At 60.4% G+C, this 14,768-nt stretch carries 1 protein-coding gene (only partly in view); it reads left to right on the top strand.

Annotation, left to right across the window (positions count from 1 at the left end; genetic code table 11):
- On the top strand, window positions 1–14,768 hold the 3' portion of the coding sequence (locus J3A98_RS23565) for an immunoglobulin-like domain-containing protein (RefSeq protein ID WP_209969961.1). The gene continues 12,364 nt to the left of window position 1, outside the view; 14,768 of the gene's 27,132 nt are visible here — the last part of the coding sequence; the start codon falls outside the window, past its left edge; its stop codon occupies window positions 14,766–14,768.

Raw genomic sequence — 14,768 nt, 5'->3', positions numbered from 1 at the left:
GGAAGTTCGAAAACCTGAACCTGGACAAGACCCCGGTCAGCACCGAGGTAACCGACGAACCAGGCACCCCAGGCAACCCGGGCGGCAACAACGAAGGCGACCTGGTCAAGGTCACCATCACGGCCGACCAGACCTCGGTAGCCGAGAACGTCAAACCGACGTTCACCGTGCACATCAATACCGCCCTGGCCCACGACCTGGTCGTGACCCTGAGCAACAACGCCCAGGTCACCATCAAGGCTGGCGACACCAGCGCGCCTTACGAGCACACGGCACAAGGCGATGACGTCTACAACGACGCTGGCCAGATCAGCCTGGGCATCACGTCTGCTGCGGATGTCGACGGTCGCACCTTCGAAAACCTCGAACTGGGCGGTGCGGCTACTGTTCAAGTGACCGACACCCTCGACGAAGTCGTAGCCAAGCTGACTGCGACCCCTTCGGTGACCGAAGGCGGCGAGATCACCTACACCATCACGCTGACCAACAAAGATGGTCTGCCAATCAACAACCACAGTGCCTTGACCTTCACGCTGAGCGACGGCAAGACCGTTATCACCGTGCCGGCCAATGGCACCGTGGGCACTGCGACCGTGGCCGCTCCGGACAACGTCTACGTCGGTAGCAACGACCCTGTCGTGATGTCGATCGCTACCGTTGAAGGCGCGGACGTTGGCAAGTTCGAACAGCTGACGCTGGATAAAACCTCGGTCAGCACTACCGTCACCGACGAGCCAGGTACTCCAGGCAACGAAGGCGACCTGGTCAAGGTCACCATCACGGCCGACCAGACTTCGGTAGCCGAGAACGTCAAACCGACGTTCACCGTGCACATCAATACCGCCTTGGCCCACGACCTGGTCGTGACCCTGAGCAACAACGCTCAGGTCACCATCAAGGCTGGCGACACCAGCGCGCCTTACGAGCACACGGCACAAGGCGATGACGTCTACAACGACGCTGGCCAGATCAGCCTGGGCATCACGTCTGCTGCGGATGTCGACGGTCGCACCTTCGAAAACCTGGAGTTGGGCGATGCCGCGAAGGTGGATGTCACCGACACCACCGACGAAGTGGTGGCCAAGCTGACCGCCACCCCTTCGGTCACCGAAGGCGGCGAGATCACCTACACCATCACGCTGACCAACCAAGATGGTCTGCCAATCAACAACCACAGTGCCTTGACCTTCACGCTGAGCGACGGCAAGACCGTCATCACCGTGCCGGCCAACGGCACCGTGGGCACTGCGACCGTGGCCGCTCCGGACAACGTCTACGTCGGTAGCAACGACCCTGTCGTGATGTCGATCGCTACCGTTGAAGGCGCGGACGTTGGCAAGTTCGAGCAGCTGACTCTGGATAAAACCTCGGTCAGCACGACTGTCACCGACGAGCCAGGCACCCCAGGTAATCCGGGCGGCAACAACGAAGGCGACCTGGTCAAGGTCACCATCACGGCCGACCAGACCTCGGTAGCCGAGAACGTCAAACCGACGTTCACCGTGCACATCAATACCGCCCTGGCCCACGACCTGGTCGTGACCCTGAGCAACAACGCCCAGGTCACCATCAAGGCTGGCGACACCAGCGCGCCTTACGAGCACACGGCACAAGGCGATGACGTCTACAACGACGCTGGCCAGATCAGCCTGGGCATCACGTCTGCTGCGGATGTCGACGGTCGCACCTTCGAAAACCTCGAACTGGGCGGTGCGGCTACTGTTCAAGTGACCGACACCCTCGACGAAGTCGTAGCCAAGCTGACTGCGACCCCTTCGGTGACCGAAGGCGGCGAGATCACCTACACCATCACGCTGACCAACAAAGATGGTCTGCCAATCAACAACCACAGTGCCTTGACCTTCACGCTGAGCGACGGCAAGACCGTTATCACCGTGCCGGCCAATGGCACCGTGGGCACTGCGACCGTGGCCGCTCCGGACAACGTCTACGTCGGTAGCAACGACCCTGTCGTGATGTCGATCGCTACCGTTGAAGGCGCGGACGTTGGCAAGTTCGAACAGCTGACGCTGGATAAAACCTCGGTCAGCACTACCGTCACCGACGAGCCAGGTACTCCAGGCAACGAAGGCGACCTGGTCAAGGTCACCATCACGGCCGACCAGACTTCGGTAGCCGAGAACGTCAAACCGACGTTCACCGTGCACATCAATACCGCCCTGGCTCACGACCTGGTCGTGACCCTGAGCAACAACGCCCAGGTCACCATCAAGGCTGGCGACACCAGCGCGCCTTACGAGCACACGGCACAAGGCGATGACGTCTACAACGACGCTGGCCAGATCAGCCTGGGCATCACGTCTGCTGCGGATGTCGACGGTCGTACCTTCGAAAACCTGGAGTTGGGCGGTGCCGCGAAGGTGGATGTCACCGACACCACCGACGAAGTGGTGGCCAAGCTGACCGCCACCCCTTCGGTCACCGAAGGCGGCGAGATCACCTACACCATCACGCTGACCAACCAAGATGGTCTGCCAATCAACAACCACAGTGCCTTGACCTTCACGCTGAGCGACGGCAAGACCGTTATCACCGTGCCGGCCAATGGCACCGTGGGCACTGCGACCGTGGCCGCTCCGGACAACGTCTACGTCGGTAGCAATGACCCTGTCGTGATGTCGATCGCTACCGTTGAAGGCGCGGACGTTGGCAAGTTCGAGCAGCTGACTCTGGATAAAACCTCGGTCAGCACGACTGTCACCGACGAGCCAGGCACCCCAGGTAATCCGGGCGGCAACAACGAAGGCGACCTGGTCAAGGTCACCATCACGGCCGACCAGACCTCGGTAGCCGAGAACGTCAAACCGACGTTCACCGTGCACATCAATACCGCCCTGGCCCACGACCTGGTCGTGACCCTGAGCAACAACGCCCAGGTCACCATCAAGGCTGGCGACACCAGCGCGCCTTACGAGCACACGGCACAAGGCGATGACGTCTACAACGACGCTGGCCAGATCAGCCTGGGCATCACGTCTGCTGCGGATGTCGACGGTCGCACCTTCGAAAACCTCGAACTGGGCGGTGCGGCTACTGTTCAAGTGACCGACACCCTCGACGAAGTCGTAGCCAAGCTGACTGCGACCCCTTCGGTGACCGAAGGCGGCGAGATCACCTACACCATCACGCTGACCAACAAAGATGGTCTGCCAATCAACAACCACAGTGCCTTGACCTTCACGCTGAGCGACGGCAAGACCGTTATCACCGTGCCGGCCAATGGCACCGTGGGCACTGCGACCGTGGCCGCTCCGGACAACGTCTACGTCGGTAGCAACGACCCTGTCGTGATGTCGATCGCTACCGTTGAAGGCGCGGACGTTGGCAAGTTCGAACAGCTGACGCTGGATAAAACCTCGGTCAGCACTACCGTCACCGACGAGCCAGGTACTCCAGGCAACGAAGGCGACCTGGTCAAGGTCACCATCACGGCCGACCAGACTTCGGTAGCCGAGAACGTCAAACCGACGTTCACCGTGCACATCAATACCGCCCTGGCTCACGATCTGGTCGTGACCCTGAGCAACAACGCTCAGGTCACCATCAAGGCCGGCGACACCAGCGCGCCTTACGAGCACACGGCACAAGGCGATGACGTCTACAACGACGCTGGCCAGATCAGCCTAGGCATCACGTCTGCTGCGGATGTCGACGGTCGCACCTTCGAAAACCTGGAGTTGGGCGGTGCCGCGAAGGTGGATGTCACCGACACCACCGACGAAGTGGTGGCCAAGCTGACTGCGACCCCTTCGGTCACCGAAGGCGGCGAGATCACCTACACCATCACCCTGACCAACCAAGACGGCCTGCCGATCAACAACCACAGTGCCTTGACCTTCACGCTGAGCGACGGCAAGACCGTCATCACCGTGCCGGCCAACGGCACCGTGGGTACTGCCACTGTCACTGCCCCGGATAACGTCTACGTCGGTAGCAACGACCCTGTCGTGATGTCGATCGCTACCGTTGAAGGCGCAGACGTTGGCAAGTTCGAACAGCTGACACTCGACAAGACTTCGGTCAGCACGACTGTCACCGACGAGCCAGGCACCCCAGGTAATCCGGGCGGCAACAACGAAGGCGACCTGGTCAAGGTCACCATCACGGCCGACCAGACCTCGGTAGCCGAGAACGTCAAACCGACGTTCACCGTGCACATCAATACCGCCCTGGCCCACGACCTGGTCGTGACCCTGAGCAACAACGCTCAGGTCACCATCAAGGCTGGCGACACCAGCGCGCCTTACGAGCACACGGCACAAGGCGATGACGTCTACAACGACGCTGGCCAGATCAGCCTGGGCATCACGTCTGCTGCGGATGTCGACGGTCGCACCTTCGAAAACCTCGAACTGGGCGGTGCGGCTACTGTTCAAGTGACCGACACCACCGACGAAGTGGTGGCCAAGCTGACCGCCACCCCTTCGGTGACCGAAGGCGGCGAGATCACCTACACCATCACGCTGACCAACCAAGATGGTCTGCCGATCAACAACCACAGTGCCTTGACCTTCACGCTGAGCGACGGCAAGACCGTTATCACCGTGCCGGCCAACGGCACCGTGGGCACTGCGATCGTGGCCGCTCCGGACAACGTCTACGTCGGTAGCAATGACCCTGTCGTGATGTCGATCGCTACCGTTGAAGGCGCGGACGTTGGCAAGTTCGAACAGCTGACACTCGACAAGACTTCGGTCAGCACGACTGTCACCGACGAGCCAGGCACCCCAGGTAATCCGGGCGGCAACAACGAAGGCGACCTGGTCAAGGTCACCATCACGGCCGACCAGACCTCGGTAGCCGAGAACGTCAAACCGACGTTCACCGTGCACATCAATACCGCCCTGGCTCACGATCTGGTCGTGACCCTGAGCAACAACGCTCAGGTCACCATCAAGGCCGGCGACACCAGCGCGCCTTACGAGCACACGGCACAAGGCGATGACGTCTACAACGACGCTGGCCAGATCAGCCTAGGCATCACGTCTGCTGCGGATGTCGACGGTCGCACCTTCGAAAACCTGGAGTTGGGCGGTGCCGCGAAGGTGGATGTCACCGACACCACCGACGAAGTGGTGGCCAAGCTGACCGCGACCCCTTCGGTCACCGAAGGCGGCGAGATCACCTACACCATCACGCTGACCAACAAAGATGGTCTGCCAATCAACAACCACAGTGCCTTGACCTTCACGCTGAGCGACGGCAAGACCGTTATCACCGTGCCGGCCAACGGCACCGTGGGTACTGCCACTGTCACTGCCCCGGACAACGTCTACGTCGGTAGCAACGACCCTGTCGTGATGTCGATCGCTACCGTTGAAGGCGCGGATGTTGGCAAGTTCGAACAGCTGACACTCGACAAGACTTCGGTCAGCACGACTGTCACCGACGAGCCAGGTACTCCAGGCAACGAAGGCGACCTGGTCAAGGTCACCATCACGGCCGACCAGACTTCGGTAGCCGAGAACGTCAAACCGACGTTCACCGTGCACATCAATACCGCCCTGGCTCACGACCTGGTCGTGACCCTGAGCAACAACGCTCAGGTCACCATCAAGGCTGGCGACACCAGCGCGCCTTACGAGCACACGGCACAAGGCGATGACGTCTACAACGACGCTGGTCAGATCAGCCTGGGCATCACGTCTGCTGCGGATGTCGACGGTCGCACCTTCGAAAACCTGGAGTTGGGCGATGCCGCGAAGGTGGATGTCACCGACACCACCGACGAAGTGGTGGCCAAGCTGACCGCCACCCCTTCGGTCACCGAAGGCGGCGAGATCACCTACACCATCACGCTGACCAACCAAGATGGTCTGCCAATCAACAACCACAGTGCCTTGACCTTCACGCTGAGCGACGGCAAGACCGTCATCACCGTGCCGGCCAATGGCACCGTGGGCACTGCGACCGTGGCCGCTCCGGACAACGTCTACGTCGGTAGCAATGACCCTGTCGTGATGTCGATCGCTACCGTTGAAGGCGCGGACGTTGGCAAGTTCGAACAGCTGACGCTGGATAAAACCTCGGTCAGCACGACTGTCACCGACGAGCCAGGCACCCCAGGCAACCCGGGCGGCAACAACGAAGGCGACCTGGTCAAGGTCACCATCACGGCCGACCAGACCTCGGTAGCCGAGAACGTCAAACCGACGTTCACCGTGCACATCAATACCGCCCTGGCCCACGACCTGGTCGTGACCCTGAGCAACAACGCTCAGGTCACCATCAAGGCCGGCGACACCAGCGCGCCGTACGAGCACACGGCACAAGGCGATGACGTCTACAACGACGCTGGCCAGATCAGCCTAGGCATCACGTCTGCTGCGGATGTCGACGGTCGCACCTTCGAAAACCTGGAGTTGGGCGGTGCCGCGAAGGTGGATGTCACCGACACCACCGACGAAGTGGTGGCCAAGCTGACTGCGACCCCTTCGGTCACCGAAGGCGGCGAGATCACCTACACCATCACCCTGACCAACCAAGACGGCCTGCCGATCAACAACCACAGTGCCTTGACCTTCACGCTGAGCGACGGCAAGACCGTCATCACCGTGCCGGCCAACGGCACCGTGGGTACTGCCACTGTCACTGCCCCGGATAACGTCTACGTCGGTAGCAACGACCCTGTCGTGATGTCGATCGCTACCGTTGAAGGCGCAGACGTTGGCAAGTTCGAACAGCTGACACTCGACAAGACTTCGGTCAGCACGACTGTCACCGACGAGCCAGGCACCCCAGGTAATCCGGGCGGCAACAACGAAGGCGACCTGGTCAAGGTCACCATCACGGCCGACCAGACTTCGGTAGCCGAGAACGTCAAACCGACGTTCACCGTGCACATCAATACCGCCCTGGCTCACGACCTGGTCGTGACCCTGAGCAACAACGCTCAGGTCACCATCAAGGCTGGCGACACCAGCGCGCCTTACGAGCACACGGCACAAGGCGATGACGTCTACAACGACGCTGGTCAGATCAGCCTGGGCATCACGTCTGCTGCGGATGTCGACGGTCGCACCTTCGAAAACCTGGAGTTGGGCGGTGCCGCGAAGGTGGATGTCACCGACACCACCGACGAAGTGGTGGCCAAGCTGACCGCCACCCCTTCGGTCACCGAAGGCGGCGAGATCACCTACACCATCACGCTGACCAACAAAGATGGTCTGCCAATCAACAACCACAGTGCCTTGACCTTCACGCTGAGCGACGGCAAGACCGTCATCACCGTGCCGGCCAACGGCACCGTGGGCACTGCGACCGTGGCCGCTCCGGACAACGTCTACGTCGGTAGCAACGACCCTGTCGTGATGTCGATCGCTACCGTTGAAGGCGCGGATGTTGGCAAGTTCGAACAGCTGACACTCGACAAGACTTCGGTCAGCACGACTGTCACCGACGAGCCAGGTACCCCAGGCAACGAAGGCGACCTGGTCAAGGTCACCATCACGGCCGACCAGACTTCGGTGGCCGAGAACGTCAAGCCGACGTTCACCGTGCATATCAATACCGCCCTGGCCCACGACCTGGTCGTGACCCTGAGCAACAACGCTCAGGTCACCATCAAGGCTGGCGACACCAGCGCGCCTTACGAGCACACGGCACAAGGCGATGACGTCTACAACGACGCTGGCCAGATCAGCCTGGGCATCACGTCCGCTGCGGATGTAGACGGTCGCACCTTCGAAAACCTCGAACTGGGCGGTGCGGCTACTGTTCAAGTGACCGACACCACCGACGAAGTGGTGGCCAAGCTGACTGCGACCCCTTCGGTGACCGAAGGCGGCGAGATCACCTACACCATCACGCTGACCAACCAAGATGGTCTGCCAATCAACAACCACAGTGCCTTGACCTTCACGCTGAGCGACGGCAAGACCGTTATCACCGTGCCGGCCAACGGCACCGTGGGCACTGCGACCGTGGCCGCTCCGGACAACGTCTACGTCGGTAGCAACGACCCTGTCGTGATGTCGATCGCTACCGTTGAAGGCGCGGACGTTGGCAAGTTCGAACAGCTGACACTCGACAAGACTTCGGTCAGCACGACTGTCACCGACGAGCCAGGTACCCCAGGCAACGAAGGCGACCTGGTCAAGGTCACCATCACGGCCGACCAGACTTCGGTGGCCGAGAACGTCAAGCCGACGTTCACCGTGCATATCAATACCGCCCTGGCCCACGACCTGGTCGTGACCCTGAGCAACAACGCTCAGGTCACCATCAAGGCTGGCGACACCAGCGCGCCTTACGAGCACACGGCACAAGGCGATGACGTCTACAACGACGCTGGCCAGATCAGCCTGGGCATCACGTCTGCTGCGGATGTCGACGGTCGCACCTTCGAAAACCTGGAGTTGGGCGATGCCGCGAAGGTGGATGTCACCGACACCACCGACGAAGTGGTGGCCAAGCTGACCGCCACCCCTTCGGTCACCGAAGGCGGCGAGATCACCTACACCATCACGCTGACCAACCAAGATGGTCTGCCAATCAACAACCACAGTGCCTTGACCTTCACGCTGAGCGACGGCAAGACCGTCATCACCGTGCCGGCCAATGGCACCGTGGGCACTGCGACCGTGGCCGCTCCGGACAACGTCTACGTCGGTAGCAATGACCCTGTCGTGATGTCGATCGCTACCGTTGAAGGCGCGGACGTTGGCAAGTTCGAACAGCTGACGCTGGATAAAACCTCGGTCAGCACGACTGTCACCGACGAGCCAGGCACCCCAGGCAACCCGGGCGGCAACAACGAAGGCGACCTGGTCAAGGTCACCATCACGGCCGACCAGACCTCGGTAGCCGAGAACGTCAAACCGACGTTCACCGTGCACATCAATACCGCCCTGGCCCACGACCTGGTCGTGACCCTGAGCAACAACGCTCAGGTCACCATCAAGGCCGGCGACACCAGCGCGCCGTACGAGCACACGGCACAAGGCGATGACGTCTACAACGACGCTGGCCAGATCAGCCTAGGCATCACGTCTGCTGCGGATGTCGACGGTCGCACCTTCGAAAACCTGGAGTTGGGCGGTGCCGCGAAGGTGGATGTCACCGACACCACCGACGAAGTGGTGGCCAAGCTGACTGCGACCCCTTCGGTCACCGAAGGCGGCGAGATCACCTACACCATCACCCTGACCAACCAAGACGGCCTGCCGATCAACAACCACAGTGCCTTGACCTTCACGCTGAGCGACGGCAAGACCGTCATCACCGTGCCGGCCAACGGCACCGTGGGTACTGCCACTGTCACTGCCCCGGATAACGTCTACGTCGGTAGCAACGACCCTGTCGTGATGTCGATCGCTACCGTTGAAGGCGCAGACGTTGGCAAGTTCGAACAGCTGACACTCGACAAGACTTCGGTCAGCACGACTGTCACCGACGAGCCAGGCACCCCAGGTAATCCGGGCGGCAACAACGAAGGCGACCTGGTCAAGGTCACCATCACGGCCGACCAGACTTCGGTAGCCGAGAACGTCAAACCGACGTTCACCGTGCACATCAATACCGCCCTGGCTCACGACCTGGTCGTGACCCTGAGCAACAACGCTCAGGTCACCATCAAGGCTGGCGACACCAGCGCGCCTTACGAGCACACGGCACAAGGCGATGACGTCTACAACGACGCTGGTCAGATCAGCCTGGGCATCACGTCTGCTGCGGATGTCGACGGTCGCACCTTCGAAAACCTGGAGTTGGGCGGTGCCGCGAAGGTGGATGTCACCGACACCACCGACGAAGTGGTGGCCAAGCTGACCGCCACCCCTTCGGTCACCGAAGGCGGCGAGATCACCTACACCATCACGCTGACCAACAAAGATGGTCTGCCAATCAACAACCACAGTGCCTTGACCTTCACGCTGAGCGACGGCAAGACCGTCATCACCGTGCCGGCCAACGGCACCGTGGGCACTGCGACCGTGGCCGCTCCGGACAACGTCTACGTCGGTAGCAACGACCCTGTCGTGATGTCGATCGCTACCGTTGAAGGCGCGGATGTTGGCAAGTTCGAACAGCTGACACTCGACAAGACTTCGGTCAGCACGACTGTCACCGACGAGCCAGGTACCCCAGGCAACGAAGGCGACCTGGTCAAGGTCACCATCACGGCCGACCAGACTTCGGTGGCCGAGAACGTCAAGCCGACGTTCACCGTGCATATCAATACCGCCCTGGCCCACGACCTGGTCGTGACCCTGAGCAACAACGCTCAGGTCACCATCAAGGCTGGCGACACCAGCGCGCCTTACGAGCACACGGCACAAGGCGATGACGTCTACAACGACGCTGGCCAGATCAGCCTGGGCATCACGTCCGCTGCGGATGTAGACGGTCGCACCTTCGAAAACCTCGAACTGGGCGGTGCGGCTACTGTTCAAGTGACCGACACCACCGACGAAGTGGTGGCCAAGCTGACTGCGACCCCTTCGGTGACCGAAGGCGGCGAGATCACCTACACCATCACGCTGACCAACCAAGATGGTCTGCCAATCAACAACCACAGTGCCTTGACCTTCACGCTGAGCGACGGCAAGACCGTTATCACCGTGCCGGCCAACGGCACCGTGGGCACTGCGACCGTGGCCGCTCCGGACAACGTCTACGTCGGTAGCAACGACCCTGTCGTGATGTCGATCGCTACCGTTGAAGGCGCGGACGTTGGCAAGTTCGAACAGCTGACACTCGACAAGACTTCGGTCAGCACGACTGTCACCGACGAGCCAGGTACCCCAGGCAACGAAGGCGACCTGGTCAAGGTCACCATCACGGCCGACCAGACTTCGGTGGCCGAGAACGTCAAGCCGACGTTCACCGTGCATATCAATACCGCCCTGGCCCACGACCTGGTCGTGACCCTGAGCAACAACGCTCAGGTCACCATCAAGGCTGGCGACACCAGCGCGCCTTACGAGCACACGGCACAAGGCGATGACGTCTACAACGACGCTGGCCAGATCAGCCTGGGCATCACGTCTGCTGCGGATGTAGACGGTCGCACCTTCGAAAACCTCGAACTGGGCGGTGCGGCTACTGTTCAAGTGACCGACACCCTCGACGAAGTCGTAGCCAAGCTGACTGCGACCCCTTCGGTGACCGAAGGCGGCGAGATCACCTACACCATCACGCTGACCAACAAAGATGGTCTGCCAATCAACAACCACAGTGCCTTGACCTTCACGCTGAGCGACGGCAAGACCGTTATCACCGTGCCGGCCAATGGCACCGTGGGCACTGCGACCGTGGCCGCTCCGGACAACGTCTACGTCGGTAGCAACGACCCTGTCGTGATGTCGATCGCTACCGTTGAAGGCGCGGACGTTGGCAAGTTCGAACAGCTGACACTCGACAAGACTTCGGTCAGCACCGCCGTGACCGACGAACCAGGTTCGGGTACTCCGGGCACCGGCAATCAGGGCGACGCCACCACGGTCGGTATTACCGGCACGACTTCGCTGACCGAGGGCGAGACCGGCCAGTACACGCTAGCCCTCAGTAACGCGTCCAAGTCCGAAGTCACTATCACCCTAAGCTACAGCGGTACCGCCAACAACGGTGAGGACTTCACCGGTGTCGCGACCGTGAAGATCCCGGCCAACAGCACAGGCACGACGTTCAACATCGCTACCATCAACGACAAACTGGTCGAAGGTACCGAGAACTTCGTTGTGAAGATCGAAACCGCCACGGGTGGTAGCTTCGAGAACCTGCAGATCGATAGCAGCAAATCGAGCGTGACGACCACCATCCTCGACAACGACCATCTGCCCGTTTCGCCTGGCAGCGCGGTATTTGGCGTGGAGGACACCGATTACGTGTTTGCCTGGGGTGATTTCAAAGTCACTGATGCCGATGGCAACACTAACCTGTCCGTGACCATCACCTCGCTCCCGGCCGCCGGCAACTTGCAGTTCTTCAACGGTACTGCATGGGTGAATGTGGTCGCTGGCCAGGTGGTCAGCCAGGCAGATATCACCGCCAAGAACCTGAAGTTCGTTCCGGCCCTGAACCAGTCGGGTGCGGACAACTACGGTGGTAATGGTGTGGGTAACCAGAAGGCTGACTACGCCCAGTTCAAGTTCAAGCCGAACGATGGCACCAACCTGGGCAGTGAAGTGACCATGAAGGTCGATATCAGCCCGATTGCCGACAAACCGACCCTGAGTTTCGGCAGCGCCGATATCGAGTCCAAAGGGCTGACGAAGGAGGTCTGGACCAGCCTCCAAGGCCTGGGTACTGGCGGCAACGGCATTACCGGCGAGGATCTGAAGACGGTCTTCGCCAACTCCGGCAGTTCCAATTTCAGCAGCACCACTACCAACGTACAATCCGATGGTAGCGTCACCGCTGGCACCGGTTCGAAAACGTCGGGCCTGATCTACCTGGAAGCCGGCAAGGTCTATACCTTCAGCGGTTCGGCCGACGACAGCTTCGTGGTCACCATCGGTGGCAAGACTGTAGTCACGGCCACCTGGGGAGCCGGTGGCGGGGTGTCGGGGACCTTTACCCCGAATACCAGCGGCTACTACCCGATCGAGGTCTACCATGCCAACCAGTCCGGCCCAGGCAGCTATGACCTGAACATCCAGGTAGGCTCCGGTGCCGTTACCGACCTGAGCAGCTCGAACGTCAAGATGTACCAGAACGTTACCGAGATGGCCAACGCCGGCCTGGGCGTGTCCGATCTGCACACTGTGAACGGTCAAAGCTACTACGACGGCTACAAGCTCAACGAAGGGCCTGAGGGTGGCTCGGTGAAGCTGGTGGGCATTTCCACCGCCCTGACCGACACCGACGGCTCCGAAAGCCTGAACGTGACACTCAGCGGTATCCCGAAAGGTACTGTGTTGAGCGATGGTGCAGGCCACACGGTTACGGTTGGTACTGCCCCGGTCGACGTGACAGGCTGGAAACTCAGTAGCCTGACGCTGACCCCGCCGGCCTATTACAAAGGCTCGTTCGACATCACGGTTACCTCGACTTCCACCGAAAGCCTTGGCGGCTCGGCCATCACCACCGGCAATATCCCGGTGACGGTGTACGCCGCGACCTACAAGGCCAGTGTGGGCACCTCGGGCAATGACACGATGACCGGTAGTGAAGGCAACGACATCATCGTCGCTGACGTATCCGGGCTGAACGTGGTTCAGGGCAAGAACTACAACATCGCCTTCATGGTCGACAGTTCGGGCAGTATGAGCGACAAGTCGATTGCTGACGCCAAGACGCAGTTGGCTTCGGTGTTCAATTCGCTCAAGGCCAGCTTGGGCTCGGACACCTCGGGTACCGTGAACATCTTCCTGGTCGACTTCGATACCCAGGTAAACAAGAACGTAGCAGTGAACCTTGCCGACCCGGACGCTTTGAGCAAGTTGCAAGCGGTATTGAACTCGATGGTAGGCGGCTACTACGGTGGCGGTACCAACTATGAAGACGCGTTCAAGACCACGTCCAACTTCTTCAACAGCACCATGGCCACCAGCAACCAAGGTGCGGAGAACCTGACTTACTTCATTACCGACGGTAAGCCAACCTATTATCAGAGCGGTGAGTCCACCAACCCTAGCCTGTGGAAGAATGGCAAGAGCCTGGACGATGTAGTCAACGTCAACAATTACAAGATGGGTGACACGTTCAGCGCGTGGGCCGACGCGACTCACAAGGTCGAGATCAGCAGCAATGGTGTGGTCAAAGTGCTGACCTATACCGAGAACCGCCGAGGTGAGTTGGTGCTTGACTCCACCAAGACGGTCGGCACCCTTCATGCACAAGGTGATGGTACCTATGAACTCTCCAGCCTGGGCGGTACCGGCTACGCGGATTACTGGAACTACGTCTACTCGGCCGCAGGTTCTACTGAAAGTTTCGCAGTCTTGGGCGGCACCAATGGCTTGAGCAAAGTCCAGGCTATCGGCCTGAACAGCGATGTCACGCTGAACGATCTGAAACCTTATGACAGTGCCGGCAAGCCACAGACCAATATCGACCCGTCCGATTTGGCCAAGGCGATTCTCGGTCACTCCGAAGCAACGGTGCCAGGTGCCGATACCATCGATGGCGGTAACGGCAACGACATCATCTTCGGTGACCTGATCACCCTCAACGGTGTGGTCAGCGAGGGCTACCAGGCCCTGCAGACGTACGTTGCACAGAAGAGTGGTGTTGAAGTCAGCGCTGTCACTACCAGCAATGTTCACCAGTACATCACCGAGCACTACACCGAGTTCGATATCTCCGGTGCCAAAGACGGCATCGACATCCTGTCGGGCGGCAATGGCAATGACATCCTCTTCGGCCAAGGTGGTAACGACACGCTAAGTGGTGGCAAAGGTAACGACATCCTGCTGGGCGGTACTGGCAATGACACCCTGATCGGTGGCCAGGGCGACGATATCCTGATCGGTGGCAGCGGTGCCGACACCTTCGTGTGGAAGGCTGGCGACATCGGTAACGACGTGATCAAGGACTTCAACAAGGCCGAGGGTGACCGTATCGACCTGAAGGATCTGCTCCAGGGCGAGAAGGGCAGCACCATCGATAACTACCTCAAGCTCACCACGGTGGAGGGTACGACCACGTTGCAAGTCAGCAGCGAAGGCAAGCTCAACGCCGAAGGTGGTATCGCCAACGCCGACGTGACCATCAAGCTGGAAGGGGTTAACTGGTCCAACCAGACGATCAACTCGTTGATCAGCGGTGCCGACCCGACCATCATCATCCACAACAAGGACAGCTGA

Origin of the sequence: Pseudomonas sp. BP6 (assembly GCF_017875935.1) — a bacterium.
Lineage (GTDB): Bacteria > Pseudomonadota > Gammaproteobacteria > Pseudomonadales > Pseudomonadaceae > Aquipseudomonas > Aquipseudomonas putida_Y.
Note: the sequence above shows the minus strand (reverse complement) of the source record. Positions and strands in the feature narration are given on the sequence as shown.